At 43.0% G+C, this 15,359-nt stretch carries 15 protein-coding genes; 7 read left to right on the top strand and 8 right to left on the bottom strand.

Annotated features, from left to right (window positions below; genetic code table 11):
• The 8 genes from PN457_RS11215 to PN457_RS11180 all read right to left on the bottom strand — a co-directional run.
• Positions 1-323: transposase (locus tag PN457_RS11215; RefSeq protein ID WP_271733392.1), on the bottom strand; the 323-nt coding region annotated here is incomplete at its 3' end.
• A gap of 34 nt (positions 324-357) precedes the next feature.
• Positions 358-486 carry a hypothetical protein gene (locus PN457_RS11210; RefSeq protein ID WP_271733391.1) on the bottom strand — a complete coding sequence of 43 codons (129 nt, stop codon included), beginning with the start codon at positions 484-486 and terminating at the stop codon, positions 358-360.
• Between the two features lie 208 nt (positions 487-694).
• The gene (gene secF, locus PN457_RS11205) at positions 695-1,672 is read right to left on the bottom strand and encodes a protein translocase subunit SecF (protein WP_271733390.1); all 978 of its coding nucleotides are present in this window, start codon (positions 1,670-1,672) and stop codon (positions 695-697) included.
• On the bottom strand, positions 1,669-3,084 hold the full coding sequence (gene secD / locus PN457_RS11200; protein WP_271733394.1) for a protein translocase subunit SecD: 1,416 nt from the start codon (positions 3,082-3,084) through the stop codon (positions 1,669-1,671). The genes secF and secD overlap by 4 nt, the downstream gene beginning before the upstream one ends.
• Positions 3,085-3,201: 117 nt before the next feature.
• On the bottom strand, positions 3,202-4,185 hold the full coding sequence (locus PN457_RS11195) for an alpha-ketoacid dehydrogenase subunit beta (RefSeq protein WP_271733389.1): 984 nt from the start codon (positions 4,183-4,185) through the stop codon (positions 3,202-3,204).
• A gap of 120 nt (positions 4,186-4,305) precedes the next feature.
• Positions 4,306-5,436: a CO2 hydration protein gene (locus PN457_RS11190; RefSeq protein WP_271733388.1), complete on the bottom strand. Its 1,131-nt coding sequence runs from the start codon at positions 5,434-5,436 to the stop codon at positions 4,306-4,308.
• 71 nt (positions 5,437-5,507) lie between these two features.
• Complete coding sequence (locus tag PN457_RS11185; RefSeq protein ID WP_271733387.1) at positions 5,508-7,007, bottom strand: NADH-quinone oxidoreductase subunit M; 1,500 nt, start codon at positions 7,005-7,007, stop codon at positions 5,508-5,510.
• A 49-nt stretch (positions 7,008-7,056) separates the two neighbouring features.
• Positions 7,057-8,913: an NAD(P)H-quinone oxidoreductase subunit F gene (locus PN457_RS11180; protein WP_271733386.1), complete on the bottom strand. Its 1,857-nt coding sequence runs from the start codon at positions 8,911-8,913 to the stop codon at positions 7,057-7,059.
• 662 nt (positions 8,914-9,575) lie between these two features.
• Here PN457_RS11180 and PN457_RS11175 point away from each other — a divergent pair.
• The 7 genes from PN457_RS11175 (at position 9,576) to PN457_RS11145 (ending at position 15,279) form a co-directional block, all read left to right on the top strand.
• On the top strand, positions 9,576-9,884 hold the full coding sequence (locus PN457_RS11175) for a carbon dioxide-concentrating mechanism protein CcmK (RefSeq protein ID WP_015212739.1): 309 nt from the start codon (positions 9,576-9,578) through the stop codon (positions 9,882-9,884).
• Between the two features lie 95 nt (positions 9,885-9,979).
• Positions 9,980-10,315, top strand: coding sequence for a carbon dioxide-concentrating mechanism protein CcmK (locus PN457_RS11170; RefSeq protein ID WP_271733382.1), 336 nt, complete (start codon positions 9,980-9,982; stop codon positions 10,313-10,315).
• Between the two features lie 16 nt (positions 10,316-10,331).
• The gene (locus PN457_RS11165) at positions 10,332-10,634 is read left to right on the top strand and encodes a EutN/CcmL family microcompartment protein (RefSeq protein ID WP_271733380.1); all 303 of its coding nucleotides are present in this window, start codon (positions 10,332-10,334) and stop codon (positions 10,632-10,634) included.
• A gap of 56 nt (positions 10,635-10,690) precedes the next feature.
• Positions 10,691-12,346 carry a ribulose bisphosphate carboxylase small subunit gene (locus PN457_RS11160; protein ID WP_271733377.1) on the top strand — a complete coding sequence of 552 codons (1,656 nt, stop codon included), beginning with the start codon at positions 10,691-10,693 and terminating at the stop codon, positions 12,344-12,346.
• A 157-nt stretch (positions 12,347-12,503) separates the two neighbouring features.
• Entirely contained in the window at positions 12,504-13,256 is a 753-nt protein-coding gene (locus PN457_RS11155) for a transferase (protein WP_271733393.1), read from the top strand.
• A 47-nt stretch (positions 13,257-13,303) separates the two neighbouring features.
• Positions 13,304-14,107, top strand: a complete 804-nt coding sequence (locus PN457_RS11150) for a BMC domain-containing protein (protein WP_271733376.1) — start codon at positions 13,304-13,306, stop codon at positions 14,105-14,107.
• Between the two features lie 233 nt (positions 14,108-14,340).
• Positions 14,341-15,279 (top strand): LysR family transcriptional regulator, encoded by a 939-nt coding sequence (locus tag PN457_RS11145; RefSeq protein WP_271733375.1) that lies wholly within the window; start codon positions 14,341-14,343, stop codon positions 15,277-15,279.
• The last annotated feature ends 80 nt before the right edge of the window (positions 15,280-15,359 follow it).

The raw sequence follows: 15,359 nt of genomic DNA, 5'->3' as shown, positions 1-15,359 counted from the left end.
TTCTTTTTAAATCTAGGAACCCCAACCTTTTTACCTTTTCTCTTACCTTTAAGGGAATTGAAAAAGTTTTTGTAAGCAACATCTAAATGCCTAAGAGACTGTTGTAATGGCACTGAAGAAACATCAGATAGCCATTTTCTCTCTTGAGTCTTTTTAGCTTGGGTCAGCATTGCCGAGAGTTTATTGTATCTAGGCAGCTTTTCAGATTGTTTGCAGAACGCTAAAGCATCATTCCAAACAACCCTAACACAACCGTACAACCGAGCTAAATTCTGTTGCTGTTGGTTTCTTGGGTAAAATCTGTACTGATATCTAGCTTTCATGCTTTGTGCTAAAATTGGTCTGTTAAAATAGATTCTACATTTGATGTAGCCTTTCTACTTGTTGGTTAAAGGATGAGTTAATACCATTGGCATTTTTACTATTTATTGATGGTTCTTCGAGTTGATCCATGGGAGAATAAACAACCGGTTCCAAATTAATCAAAGGCTTGTTGTTCGGGTAATGAGGAATTATGCACAGGTGGATTGGGATTTACTATGGTTCAAATAAGAATAATTAACCACCGATAAACCACGGATTTTAATGTGTTGATGTTGGTTATTTTAAGCTAATATACACCTAATTTAACCTGATTAAGCTCTGGTTTGTATAAGCAATATTTCCCACCGCCTGGTATTCCCTTAAGCTCATTCTAACCATCCTGGGAGTTAGTAGATGTATCAATGGCCTCAGCACTGACTAAAATAGGATATTTCTCTGTGCGTTCTCGCCACCAAGTCAACAGAGTACTGGCGACAAAAATACTGGAATAAGACCCTATAGCAAAGCCAATAATTAATGCTAGGGCGAAGTATCTGAGTGTTTCTCCGCCAAAGACAAAGATGGCGATGACTGACAGCAAGGTTGTTAAGGTAGTATTGATTGATCTTCCTAATGTTTGGTTGACAGCATCATCCACAACCTCGACAATTGGCTGCTGGGGATTGACCTTAATAGTTTCCCGAATGCGATCATAAATCACTACTGTATCGTTGACAGAGAAACCGATAATTGTCAGCAGTGCCACAATAAACAGACTATCCACTTCTAGGTTGAGCAGTAAGCCGAAAATTGAAAAAAGCCCTGCAGTAATCAAGACATCGTGCAAAAGCGCCACAATGGCAAATAAGGCGTAGTCCAACTGGAAGCGGAAGGTCAAGTAAATAATAATGCCGATAAAAGAAACTATGAGGGCGATGATACCAGAGCGAAATAATTCTGCTCCCAAGGTAGGGCCAACAGTGTCAATTTGGTTTTGTTGCGGGTCAAAGATACCAATTTTCTCACTTAAAGCAGTTTGTAAATTGGTGCGCTGATCAACATCTAAGTCCTTGGTGCGAATTGATATGCCATTGTCTCCCACTATTTGGATGCTGCTATCGCCCAAACCCTGGGCTTGTGCTACTTCTCGGACTGTGGTTATATTTATTGGTTGATCGCAGTTACCCAGTTGTGTACAGTCACGTTCTAACTGTAAGCGCGTACCACCGATGAAATCTAAGCCGGGGCGTAGGGGCGCGCGAATTTGGGGGTTTTGCCACGAAATCGCCATTGAGATCAAACTAATCAGAATAAAGGCACTAGAAATGCTCCACCATAGCGATCGCGATTTGTTAATATTCAATTTCATTTAGCCACCTCTGGCTTATTTAATGCTGGTAGGTTAGGACAGAAAAGCTCTCGCTTATTTTTCACAGCCGGACTAGTAACTGCTAAAAACATGAGTGTGCGGCTACAAGTGATTGCGGTAAACATACTCATGGCTACACCCAAGGCTAAGGTGAGAGCAAAGCCTCTGACTAATCCGGAACCAAACCAAAACAAAGCAGCACAAGCAATCCATGTAGTGACGTTGCTGTCTAAAATACTGGAAAATGCTCGGTAAAAACCAGATTCTACAGAACGATACAAAGATTTACCCGCTCGCAATTCTTCCCGTGTACGCTCAAAGATTAGCACATTGGCATCAACTGCCATGCCAATACTGAGGATAAAACCAGCAATTCCCGGTAAAGTCAGGGTAACCCCCAACAGAGCAAAACTCGCCCATGTTAGTAGAGAGTAGATGACTAATGAGATATCGGCAATCAATCCTGGTAGGCGGTAGTAAAATACCATAAATATTAATACTAAGATTAGACCGCCAATACCAGCATAAATGCTGCTTTGAATACTGTCTTTACCCAAGGTAGCGCCTACGGTCCGTCTTTCGGCGATTTCCACGGGTACAGGTAAAGCACCGCCACGCAACTGCACGCCCAAGTCATTGGCTTCTTGGGGGGTAAATGTACCTGTAATCACTGCAGCACCGCCGGTAATTCCTGTACCAGCAAATTCTACCCCCACTACAGGAGCGCTGATTAATTCATTATCTAAAAAAATCCCAATGCTCCGCCCGGTACCGGCAAGGTTTTTAGTGAGATTGGCAAACAGTTCACCACCTTTAGTATCAAAGCGAATGGCAACATTCCAATTACTACCTTGAGTTGGTTCACCATAGGCATCTTGGAGATATTTACCGTCTAGTGGTGGTTCAGTGCTGTCAAACAATTCTCTGATGGCTTGATTATTTTTGGCTAATTCTTCTTGATTATTAATAATTGCGGCCTCATCGCCGCGGTTTCTTAACTCTTCTTGCTTGGCTCTGAGTTCAGTTCTGGATGCTTGAAAAGCAAAAAGTTGAGTTTCTGTACCAGGCTTTTGTTGTCGAAATTCTAACTGTGCTGTACCACCTAGCACTCGTTCTGCTTGCTGCGGGTCATTGACTCCTGGTAATTGTACCAGGATTTTGTCTGTGCCTACAGTTTGAATTACTGGCTCAGAAACCCCAAGACCATTAACTCGACCTTCCACAACTTTCTGAACCCCAGCCAAATCTCGTTCAGTAATTTCTCTCATCAGGAGTGCTGATTGCACCTGAATGGTTAACTGTGAACCGCCCCGTAAGTCTAACCCCAAAGGTACTGGAATTTTTACTATCACCGCAATAGCGGCCATGAGCAGCACGAAAATCAAAGCTAATAGCGATCGCTGTCTTTGCATACAATAACTCGCAACTGACAAAGGCTATAATAGCGTTCTTTGAACGAGTTTTGAATGGGTAGATGGGGGTGGTGGGGAGATGAGGTAGATTTTTCCTCATTCCCCAGTCTTGGGCTTTTAAACTCGCATAGCGACCATTTTTTCTACAGCTTCGACGATTTGTTCTGGCTGCACAATTGTTAACCGTTCCAAACTACCGTTATAGGGTGTGGGTATATCTTGGGAAGAAAGCCGCAGTACCGGCGCATCCAATTCATCAAACAAGCGGTCATTGATGGAGGCGGTTAATTCTGCACCAATACCCCCGGTTCTCATACACTCTTCCACGATAATAACTCGATGGGTTTTGCGTATGGATGCCCCAATAGTATCAAAATCCAAAGGCTTGAGTGATATTAGGTCTATTACTTCTGGATCATAACCTTGTTTTTCTAAAGTTTTCACGGCTTGCAATACATGATGGCGCATCCGTGAGTAAGTGAGTATTGTGACATCTTTGCCACGACGCACAACTTCTGCTTTATCCAGGGGTAGTAGATATTCTTCTTCTGGTAAATCTTCTTTTAAGTTGTAAAGTAGAACGTGTTCAAAGAACAACACCGGGTTATCGTCACGAATAGCCGATTTTAGTAGTCCTTTAGCGTTATAGGGTGTGGAGCAAGTAACAATTTTTAAGCCCGGAACCGCTTGGAAGTAAGCCTCTAGGCGTTGAGAATGTTCAGCCCCTAGCTGTCTACCTACACCCCCTGGACCGCGAATGACCATAGGGATTTTAAAGTTACCGCCGGAGGTGTAACGTAGCATTCCCGCGTTGTTGGATATCTGGTTAAAGGCTAGGAGCAAAAAGCCCATATTCATACCTTCTATTATGGGTCTTAACCCAGTCATAGCTGCGCCCACGGCCATACCAGTAAAACTGTTTTCGGCGATGGGAGTATCAAGAATCCTTAGTTCGCCATACTTTTTGTATAAGTCTTTAGTGACTTTGTAGGAACCGCCATAATGTCCTACATCTTCCCCAAGAACGAATACACTCGAATCACGCGCCATTTCTTCATCAATGGCTTCCCGCAGAGCGTTAAAAAATAGTGTTTCTGCCATTTAGACCTTATAGTCAGACTATTGTTTTAGAATCTTATCGTGCCACCGTAGCAAATATCGTGAGCGATCGCACTAGATTAGAGATTGATTTTTTGGGCAAAATAAATTAATTAAGTTGTATTATTTGTTATTTACTGCCTGTAATTGAGAAGTTTCTAACCGAGTCATCCATTTTTCTAAATAGACACGATTAGCAGTTTGTTCAGATGTATCTTCAGTATCCATAGAATAAGGCATTAGTCCCAAAATCGCTGCTGTGGTTACACAAAACATTGACTTTTGGAAGCTCATACAAATTTGGACTCGCAAATCATCCTCCCCTCGAAGACTGTGACGATAAATTGTGTGTAAATAATCCGGGAGATAATGACGCATATCCTGCATCAGCAAAGTGGGAGGAATACCAGAACCACCTATAGGTAAAGGGTCCGCATATAGTGCGCCATACTGAAATCGAGCTTGGTCTAGGGGAATTTGATATGCTTGGGCATTATATGACACTGTGCCATGAAAGGGAGTTCCCCGAAAGAATACTGCCTCTACATAAGGGATGGCTGTATCTGCTAGGAAGGTTAAACCCACAGATTTAGGAATGATGTCATAAACTTCCCCTCGGATTTTGACGGCGTAAGTAATAGGCTTTAACGCATCTGCAACCAAACCCGCTTTAATGTGGTCTACAACTTGGGGAATGGTTTTAATTTCTTTTTGGTCGTAGCGGTCTGATAAATTCAGGAAAATATCCGCCATTACCCGCCAAAATTGGCCTAAGCCACTATAGTAAGCCGACACACGCAACATTTCCGTTAAAAAATCCGGAAATAGTTGGTTAACGCCGATGATGGGATTGTTGGGGAATTTGGCTTGAATAACTGCTTGTGCTCTTTCTTCAAACTCTGGTGTATCTAAATATGCATCTAGACCACCTCCACCGTGCCACATCATGGCTTTCATGCAATATTCGGCATATTCAAAGTTAATTCTGTCATGCCACCAATGGCGAATTAGCTTGGGGAAAGAAATTTCCCCGTTAAAGTATTTAAAAAAGGGAAAAAATACTAGAAATTGATGTTCAGCAATATAAATGAGGTTTTTTGAATAGGCATCTAAAACCACGCCGTAGCTTTTCAGTATGCCCACAACTTCCATGACATTATCTGGACTATCAGGAAGTAATGTACCTCCGGTGAGTAGTCTTTGAATATACTCAGATAAAGGATGTGAGAAAGGTTTTTTTTCCATGCTTAACATTGCCATTTCTGCAAAAGTTACAGAGATTTAGAGATGGGGTATCGGGTATCGAAAATACTCTTACCCAGTCCTTAGTTACCAGTACCCTGATCTAAAGACACCGCAGGTACTACATTTTCGCTATTAACCATAGCTGTGATTGTGGGTTCACTCCAGCGCACTAACCAAGCTGGTTGTATACCAAAAATTACAATCAATACCGCTAGAATTACTGAAGGTATGCGATCGCTCCACAATACACGGGGCAAGTTGCTGACTTGTGGGGACAACCGCCCAAAAAAGGCGCGATTCATCAGAATTAAGAAGTAAACGGCAGTTAAGCCTGTACCAATCATAGATAACAGCGTCTGCACTGGAAAAACGGCAAAACTGCCCCTAAAAACGATAAATTCGGAGATAAACCCCACCATTCCCGGTACACCGGCGCTGGCCATCACACCCAAAACCATTAAGCTACCAATCAGGGGTAACCCTCGTTCTGGGTTAAGTAATCCTTTAATTACATTTAAATCGCGGCTTCCAGCTTTTTGATAAACAACCCCCACAAGTAAAAATAGCAGTGGGGAAATCAAACCGTGGCTGATCATTTGCATCACAGCCCCCAAGGTACTCACCGGTGTAGCCGCCGCCGCTGCTAATAGGATGTAGCCCATGTGTCCAATGGAGCTGTAGGCTACCATTTTTTTCATGTCGGTTTGGGCGATCGCACAAGAAGAGCCAAATAGTACACTGACTACAGCCCAAGTTGCCAACCATGGGGCTAAATAAGTCCAAGCTTCTGGTAACAAGTTCATGCCAAAACGTAGTAGGCCATAGGTTCCTAACTTCAATAACACTCCCGCCAACAGGACAGAAATGGGTGTAGAAGCTTCAACGTGGGCATCTGGTAACCATGTGTGAAAGGGAAATAGGGGAATTTTAATCCCAAAACCCACTAGAAGGCCTCCTAGTAGTATCAGCTGTGTTACCAAAGGTAAAGTTGTGGTTTTCAAACCCAAGAGCGCAAAGCTACCAGAACCACTCAGCCAAACCATACCCAGGAAACTTGCCAAAATTAATATCCCGGAAATCGCGGTGTAAATCAGAAATTTTGTGGCAGCATAACCCCGTCTAGCGCCTCCCCAAATGGCAATTAACAGATATAGCGGTATTAGTTCCAGCTCATAAAACAGGAAAAATAGTAGTAAATCTTGTGCCAAAAATGCTCCAATCACCCCAGCATTTAACAGTAAGATTAAGGAGTAATAAAATCTAGGACGCTGAAGGGATTCATTACTGCTGTAAATGGCAATACAAGTTAACAGTCCATTTAAAACCAGTAATGGTAAAGATAAACCATCTATTCCTAAATTATAATTCAAGCCTAAAGATTCTATCCAGGGGATAAACTCAGTAAACTGTTGATTGGCTTGGGCGGGATTGAATTTTACTGCCAGTACAACTGTCCACAAGAAGATGATAATGGCGAAGAGGAAAGCCACTTGACGGGAAAGTTTGCCACTGATGTGACCGGGCCAGAAACCGATTAAAGCCGCGGCTAATAATGGCAGTACAATTAGTACACTCAGCATAAGTATAACTATGGATGGGTAGAGGGGATGTAAAAAGTCTGTTGCCCTGTTAAAACGGTAATTTATCTAGTAGACCTAATGACCAGCTAATGAAAAAACCCAGGACGCTGATCACTACCAGGATAGTTAACATATATCCCTGGGATTGACCAGAAATGGTATATTTTAAGCCTTGTCCACCTAGAATTGTCGCAAATCCTACCAGGTTAACAAAACCATCAACTAGATAGCGATCGCTCCAATCAGAAAATTTTGATAGCAGGGCGACTAAATTAACTATCGTTAGTTTATAAATTTTATCAATGTAAAAATCATAACCCAATAGGTCTTGTACAAATCTCCAGACCAGGATTCTGGATCTTGACCATGCTTTATGCAGGGACATTGTAGAGCCTATAGCTACGCCGATCACCGTAGAAGAAACCAAGATTAATAGTATGTACCAATCCACGTTTTCCCAATTAGGCAGCAAATACCATTGCTGTAGCATCAGTGGTAAGAGTAAATTCACTACAGTTAGTGCCACCATTGGCAATGCCATTTGCCAGCCAACTTCCGGGGTGCGGCGGGTTTTTTGTTGTGGTTTACCCCAAAATATTAATCTGAATACTCGTGTCAGGTTCAAGGCTGTCAAGCCGTTGACTAATACTAAGATGGCAATTACCCAAGGACTAGCATGAACTAAGCCATCTGCCCATGCCAGCATTGCCCAGAAACTTCCCAGTGGTAACAGTGTTACCATACCAGCAGAACCTACGATAAAAGCTGTGGTAGTGGCTGGCATCCTTGACCATAATCCACCCATTTCGGTTAAGTCTTGGGTGCTAGTGGTATAGATTACTGAACCAGAACTCATGAATAATAGAGCTTTAGCGATCGCATGGGTTAACATTAACATTAGGGCCACACCACCTTGCTCTAACCCCACTGCCAAAAAGACTAAGCCCATGTATGCACTAGTGGAATGAGATAAGGCTCGCTTAATATCTGTTTGGGCTAGTGACACTAATGTTGCACCCACTGCGGTCAATGCCCCTATCACAACTAGGGTATTTAAAGCAATGGGAGACAAGGTTAATATTGGCTGAATTTTATATAATACATAAGCACCGCCACCTACAACTAATGAATTCCGCATTACCGAAGCGGGGTTAGGGCCTTCCATGGCTTCATCTAACCATAGGTGTAAGGGAAATTGAGCGCATTTACCCGCAGGTCCGGCAATTAATCCCAAGCACAGCAAAGTCGAAGTAACTGGACTTAAATCAGCTGTTTGTGCCCACTCATACAAATCAGAAAAGTTCAAACTACCACATAAAGTCGAAAGCGTTACCACCCCCATTAATAAAAGTAAGTCTCCCACCCGCTTGGTCAAAAAGGCATCTCGCGCTGCTGTCACGACTAGTGGTTGAGCATACCAAAATCCCACCAATAGATAGGTAGAAAGGGTGAGTACTTCTAAAACAGCGTAGCTGAGAAACAAGGAATCACTGATCGCTAAACCAGTCAGCGCCATTTCAAAGAATCCGATTAATGCAAAGAACCGTGCTAAAGACCAGTCCTTTTCCATGTATCCTAGGGCATAAATTTGTGTTAACAGACTTAATCCGCTAATTAATACCATCGCCCCAATGCTAGTTGGGGAGAGTTCTAAGGCAAAAGATAAGTTAAAATCTGCAGCTTGCAACCAGTTGATCACTAAAATTTCTGGTTGTTTATCCCAAATATGCTTAAATACGAACAGACTATGAAGGAACCCCACAATGGTTGTGAATATGTTGAAATATGCCGCGGGTCTAGGACCGGTACGCCGAATGATTCCCATTCCCCACGGTAAGGTTACCAGTGCGCCAAGTAGGCTGTAGAATGGCACCCACCAACTTGTTGAAAATAGAAACTGATTCATTGACATTTTCCTTGACGACTCCGCTGTGACTTTTTCTTAAATATCCTTAGAACAATCTTTGACTAAAAAATATAATTATTGGATTATATCTATGGTTTTTTTAACTATTTGTTCCCTAAATTCTTCAATGAGTATTTTTTGTTTAGGTTATCTTATTTTGGTATATTTGAATATAGTTTTAGATATTTACAAGCATTCACGTCTATTAAATCATCGGTGATGATGGATTTATATTTGTACTTGCAGTAAATAAATTTATCCAAATACATTAAAAAAAATTATGTGTTTTTTACAAAATGATTACTTTTGCTCTCAAGGTCGGAAAACTTATAGACAGCAAAACATACAGCGATTAATATCCCCACTGCGGAGCGGAGTCGCCGTAGCTATGAATGTCCTTTTGTAAATGTAATAAAGAAATTATAAAGCATAAGTGGTTGCTCTAGGAATTGATTAACTTTCATTGAGCCGAATCAGGGATAAACTTTTGTTAAGTTTTTTAAAACTATTTTATCATAAACTATTATACTAATTTATATTGCCAGGGAGGCCAAGCTTTCCTATGCTTAATTTAGAAGTGTTTTTATGGCTCAAGATGCAGCCCTCCGCTTAAACATTTCAAAACACAGTACTAATTGGATTAAATTTTTAGGAGTTCTGCGATGCCAATTGCAGTTGGAATGATTGAAACTAAGGGGTTTCCGGCGGTAGTAGAAGCTGCTGATGCGATGGTGAAAGCCGCACGTGTGACTTTGGTAGGCTATGAAAAAATTGGGAGTGCTAGGGTAACCGTGATTGTCCGGGGTGACGTGTCGGAAGTACAAGCCTCTGTTGCGGCCGGCGTAGATGCAGCCAGAAGAGTTAATGGTGGCGAAGTATTATCCACTCACATTATTGCCCGTCCCCACGAAAACCTAGAGTACGTTTTGCCCATACGTTACACCGAAGCTGTAGAACAGTTCCGGACTTAAAAACTGATTTTAAGCAAGTAAAGTAATTAACGGGGTCGCTGTCTTGAGCGCCACTTTTTCCCAAGGGTAAAAACTTTAATTCAGGATAAGAACTAATGTCAATCGCAGTAGGAATGGTAGAAACGCTGGGCTTTCCGGCAGTAGTAGAAGCTGCTGATGCCATGGTAAAAGCCGCGCGTGTTACTTTGGTAGGCTATGAAAAAATCGGCAGCGGTCGAGTCACAGTCATCGTTCGGGGTGATGTTTCCGAAGTTCAAGCTTCAGTGGGTGCGGGGGTAGAATCAGTTAAACGAGTCAATGGGGGAGAAGTGTTATCTACCCACATCATTGCTCGTCCTCATGAAAACTTGGAATACGTGTTACCAATTCGGTATACCGAAGACGTAGAACAATTCCGGGAAAATGTCAACGCCATTCGTCCTTTTCGGTAGAAGACCGTAATCTGTAATGCAAGTTGCCAAAGTTCGTGGCACAGTAGTCAGCACGCAAAAAGATCCAAGTCTTCGCGGTGTCAAACTACTGTTGTTGCAATTAGTAGATGAAGAAGGAAACCTCCTGTCTAAATACGAAGTAGCAGCAGATACCGTAGGCGCGGGAGTAGATGAGTGGGTGCTTGTCACTCGTGGCAGTGCCGCTCGTCAGATTTTAGGTAATGAACAGCGTCCCTTGGATGCAGCAGTGGTGGCGATCATTGATACCATTCACTTGGAAGGTCGTCTCATGTACAGCAAAAAAGAGCAGTATCGATAGTCTTTGAATGGTCAAAGATTTAAGAAAAAAAAGCTTAATTGAGGAGGAATTTTGTAATGGTTGTCCGCAGCACGGCGGCACCCCCAACCCCGTGGTCGAGGAATTTAGCCGAGCCCAAAATCCATGAAAGCACTTTTGTACATCCGGCAGCCAATATTATTGGAGATGTACGAATAGGTGCTAATGTCATCATTGCTCCAGGAACCTCGATTAGAGCGGATGAAGGTACACCTTTTTTTATTGGCGAAAATACTAATATTCAAGATGGTGTAGTAATTCATGGACTCGAACAAGGCCGAGTCATTGGCGATGACCAAAATCAATACTCAGTATGGGTAGGAGAAAATGTTTCTATTACCCACATGGCATTGGTTCATGGTCCGGCTTATGTAGGAGATAATTCCTTCATTGGTTTTCGTTCCACAGTATTTAACGCCAGAGTAGGCGCGGGTTGCATCGTCATGATGCACGCTTTAATTCAAGATGTAGAAATTCCCCCTGGTAAGTATGTACCTTCGGGAGCGATAATTACTACTCAGCAGCAAGCAGACCGGTTGCCAGATGCTGAGGTTCAGGATCAGCAGTTCGCCCATCATGTGGTGGGGATAAATCAGTCATTAAGAACTGGTTATCGCTGTGCTGCGGATAGCAAGTGTATTGCACCCATTCGGGATGAGATTGCTAAATCTTATACAAATACTGGTATTACTGTTTTAGAGCTAGAAAGGAGTAGTGAAGTGTCGAGCAACAGCTTGGGTGCAGAAATCATAGAACAGGTGCGCTATCTTTTAGATCAAGGATATAAAATTGGTACGGAACACGTAGATCAAAGACGGTTCCGCACTGGTTGTTGGCAAAGTTGCCAACCCATTCAACCTGGATCTATAGGTGAAGCGATCGCAGCGTTAGAAAGCTGTCTGAAAGATCATAGCGGCGAATATGTCCGTCTGTTTGGCATTGACAATGGTAAACGGCGCGTCCTAGAAACCATTATTCAACGCCCGGATGGCATAGTCACTACCATCGCCTCTAGTGGTTTTCCGGCATCTGCTAATAATGGTAACGGTCGCTATAGTAGTAATGGCAATGGTCACGTTGCCAGCAGTGGTGTACTGAGTAGCGAAACCATAGAGCAAATTCGTAATTTGCTATCAAGTGGTTACAAAATTGGGTCTGAACACGTAGATGAGCGACGTTTCCGCACTGGTTCCTGGAACAGCTGCCAGCCCATTGAATCAACTTCCACCAATGAAGTGCTAGCCGCATTAGAAGCATGTTTAGAATCCCACCAAGGGGAATATGTACGGGTGATTGGTATTGATACCAAAGCTAAACGGCGGGTTTTAGAAAGCATTATCCAAAGACCAGGCGGACCAGTTGCCCCTTCTGCTAGCAAGAAATCCTTTAGCAGCAATAGTTCCGGCACTGCTACCGCCACCGCCACCAGTACCCGGTTGAGTTCTGAAGTGGTAGACCAAATCCGACAAATTTTGGCGGGTGGATATAAAGTTACTGCTGAACACGTAGACCAAAGACGGTTCCGTACAGGTTCCTGGGCGAGCTGCGGTCAAATTGAAGCCAAATCTGACAGAGGGGTGATTGAGGCTTTAGAGGGATACCTCGCTGAATATCCAGGGGAATACGTGCGGTTAGTTGGTATTGACACTAAAGCTAAACGCCGAGTCCTGGAAACTATCATCCAACGTCCCTAAAATTGCTGAGTTAAGAGTGCTGTTAACATCCGTGGGCGTAGCCATTGCTGAGTAAAATTTTTAGTCGTTACTCCAGGCATCAAGCTATTGCCAACCTTATAGAATGGATTCAGCACTTAGCACTATGCTCTCTCCGGCTTCCGAGGTAAAAATTTCCATGTCTGTGCCGCCACTGCACCTGAGCAACAAGTTCGAGTCTTATATAAGTGGCGAGGTGACTATTCATCCCAGCGCGGTCTTGGCACCTGGAGTCATACTTCAAGCTGCTGTAAACAGCAAGATGATCATCGGACCAGGGGTGTGTATTGGTATGGGGTCAATTCTCCAAGTTAGCGAAGGCACTCTAGAGGTAGAAGCAGGAGCAAACTTGGGAGCCGGTTTTTTGATGGTGGGTCAAGGCAAAATTGGCGCAAATGCTTGTATTGGTTCAGCAACCACAGTTTTTAACTGTTCTATCGAGCCAGGAACAGTCATTCCGCCAGGCTCAATTTTAGGGGACACCAGTCGGGAAATTGAGGATACACAACAACCGGCAGCAGCTCCTAACAATGGTGCTCATACCAGTAGTGAACAACAGCCAGAAGCGGAAAATAGTTTAGAGCCGGATGAGGAGACAGTCATTTCCTCGACTAACATTTGTGCATCTGCTTACTGGAAATTCAAATACCAGTCTACTTCCTCTTCTGTGTCTTCGCCTACATCGGAAAGCCAGCCCCCTGCTGGAGAAAAAAACGCTGACACCAATAAATCCATACCCCAGGAACCAAAATCAAGTCAGCCTCCCACTAAATCAGATCATAATTTCGGGAACCAAATTTATGGACAAGGAAGTATAAATAGGTTACTAGTGACATTATTTCCCCATCGGCAAAGCTTAAATGACCCCATCTCTGACGATCAGTCTGAGTAAGTGTTAATTGTAAGTTGTCAGTTTCATGAGTAATCTGGAAAGTTCACATGGAAACATCTAACCAACACTCTATTAGCACAATTCAGAAATCCCGCCGACGAGATCCTCTGAAAAATACTGCTTTGGGTTTAGTCTCTACCAGCAGCTTTCCCGCCATAGTGGGAACGGCAGATATGATGCTCAAATCCGCCGGTGTTCACCTAGTCGGTTATGAAAAAATTGGTAGTGGGCAGTGTACCGCTATTGTCAGAGGCGGAATTGCCGATGTGCGTCTGGCTGTAGAAGCTGGTGTTCAAACTGCTGAACAGTTTGGTCAATTGGTTTCTAGCTTGGTGATTCCTCGGCCTTATCCTAACTTGGATATAGTGCTGCCCATCACCAGCCGGCTGAGTAAATTGATGGAGGAAGGGAATCAAAGCAGTTTAAGTAACTTAGCCATTGGTTTAGTGGAGACTAGGGGATTTCCGGCCATGGTGGGTGCTTGTGATGCCATGCTTAAGTCGGCTGATGTTCATTTAGCAGCCTATGAGAAAATTGGTGCCGGTTTGTGCACTGCCATTATTCGTGGCACTGTTGCTAATGTGGCAGTGGCGGTAGAAGCTGGAATGTTTGAGGCAGAACGCATTGGCGAATTGAACGCAGTCATGGTTATTCCTCGACCACTAGATGAGATGGAGAAAACCTTACCTTTAGCCAGCTGCTGGATTGAACACCGCGAACCATTGCATATGCCTGTCAATGTCCAAGAGCAGGTGGCGGAAATAGAAGTCCTACAGTTGCCTGATTTATCCCAAATCCCGTCCAAAATTCCCCAGGAGGTTGCCGAAGAAATATGGCAAGATGAAGGTTGAAATTATTACATAATTTTAACTATTCATCTTGCCCTGGAAGGCATCTTACGCTTTGCTTGTTGTCTTGATAATAACTTGTGAATACCATAAATAAAACAACTTTCTTTGAATAAGATTAATAGATTTTTATCTATAGGATAATTCAGAACTTCGTATGAGTGGTTCTGTCGCATTGGCAAGTGTTCAGTGATACTAGATTTATAGATGAAATTTCTATTAGAGGAGAATCACCCTTGAAGCAGGCAACGCTACACCAGTTGAAGGTGTTTGAGGCAGCGGCACGGCACAGTAGCTTTACTCGTGCGGCTGAGGAATTATTTCTTACTCAACCTACCGTGTCGATGCAAATTAAACAACTCACGAAATCGGTGGGGTTGCCATTATTTGAGCAGGTGGGAAAACGTCTATTCTTAACACAGGCCGGGAGGGAATTATTTACCACTTGTCGGCAGATTTTTGAAACCATGGCCAAGTTTGAAATGACTGTGGCGGATTTAAAAGGTCTTAAACAGGGGCAATTACGGTTGGCAGTGATTACAACGGCTAAGTATTTTATTCCTCGTTTATTAGGGCCGTTTTGTCAACTTTATCCCGGAATTGAGATTTCCTTACAAGTAACCAACCATGAACGCATTTTGGAACGGATGCTGAATAACATGGATGACCTGTACATTTTAAGTCAAGTTCCAGAAAATATCGATGTCAACTATGAGCCATTTTTAGACAACCCTTTAGTAGTATTTGCACCCGTTAATCATCCCTTGGCAAAACAGAAAAATATCCCCATAAAAAGGTTGACAAATGAACCTTTTATTATGCGCGAACCTGGTTCAGGGACTCGCCGCGCCGTGCAGAAACTCTTTGATCAATATGGTGTGAAGGTAAAAGTTAAACTGGAATTGGGCAGCAATGAGGCTATTAAACAGGCGATCGCCGGGGGGTTGGGAATTTCTGTTTTATCTCGCCATACCTTAATGCCAGACTCTTCTGAGTTCGCTATTTTGGATGTAGAACATTTCCCCATCAAGCGAACTTGGTTCATAGGGTATCCATCTGGTAAACAATTATCTATTGTCGCTCGTACTTATTACGAGTATTTACTGGAGTCCGCCAAAAAGTTTGTCGAGGAAAATGGTGATTATGGTAACAGTCCGGTTGATAAGCTGGAATAATTTTTATCGTCAATTTTGTTGTCGGCAAGCTGCCAAATTTTCACGAACAATAATAGTATGGGGATGATTGTCTCCCAGCA

It is taken from the genome of Anabaenopsis arnoldii, assembly GCF_028331025.1.
Taxonomy (GTDB): Bacteria; Cyanobacteriota; Cyanobacteriia; order Cyanobacteriales; family Nostocaceae; genus Anabaenopsis; species Anabaenopsis arnoldii.
Note: the sequence above shows the minus strand (reverse complement) of the source record. Positions and strands in the feature narration are given on the sequence as shown.

What these genes read in the sequence shown, in the direction of transcription:
- PN457_RS11155 (WP_271733393.1), top strand. Translation starts at nt 12,504, where the DNA reads ATGTCTGTGCCGCCACTGCACCTGAGCAACAAGTTCGAGTCTTATATA.
- PN457_RS11195 (WP_271733389.1), bottom strand. Translation starts at nt 4,185, where the DNA reads ATGGCAGAAACACTATTTTTTAACGCTCTGCGGGAAGCCATTGATGAA.
- PN457_RS11150 (WP_271733376.1), top strand. Translation starts at nt 13,304, where the DNA reads ATGGAAACATCTAACCAACACTCTATTAGCACAATTCAGAAATCCCGC.
- PN457_RS11160 (WP_271733377.1), top strand. Translation starts at nt 10,691, where the DNA reads ATGGTTGTCCGCAGCACGGCGGCACCCCCAACCCCGTGGTCGAGGAAT.
- PN457_RS11180 (WP_271733386.1), bottom strand. Translation starts at nt 8,913, where the DNA reads ATGAATCAGTTTCTATTTTCAACAAGTTGGTGGGTGCCATTCTACAGC.
- PN457_RS11190 (WP_271733388.1), bottom strand. Translation starts at nt 5,436, where the DNA reads ATGTTAAGCATGGAAAAAAAACCTTTCTCACATCCTTTATCTGAGTAT.
- PN457_RS11170 (WP_271733382.1), top strand. Translation starts at nt 9,980, where the DNA reads ATGTCAATCGCAGTAGGAATGGTAGAAACGCTGGGCTTTCCGGCAGTA.
- PN457_RS11165 (WP_271733380.1), top strand. Translation starts at nt 10,332, where the DNA reads ATGCAAGTTGCCAAAGTTCGTGGCACAGTAGTCAGCACGCAAAAAGAT.
- secF (WP_271733390.1), bottom strand. Translation starts at nt 1,672, where the DNA reads ATGAAATTGAATATTAACAAATCGCGATCGCTATGGTGGAGCATTTCT.
- PN457_RS11175 (WP_015212739.1), top strand. Translation starts at nt 9,576, where the DNA reads ATGCCAATTGCAGTTGGAATGATTGAAACTAAGGGGTTTCCGGCGGTA.
- secD (WP_271733394.1), bottom strand. Translation starts at nt 3,084, where the DNA reads ATGCAAAGACAGCGATCGCTATTAGCTTTGATTTTCGTGCTGCTCATG.
- PN457_RS11185 (WP_271733387.1), bottom strand. Translation starts at nt 7,007, where the DNA reads ATGCTGAGTGTACTAATTGTACTGCCATTATTAGCCGCGGCTTTAATC.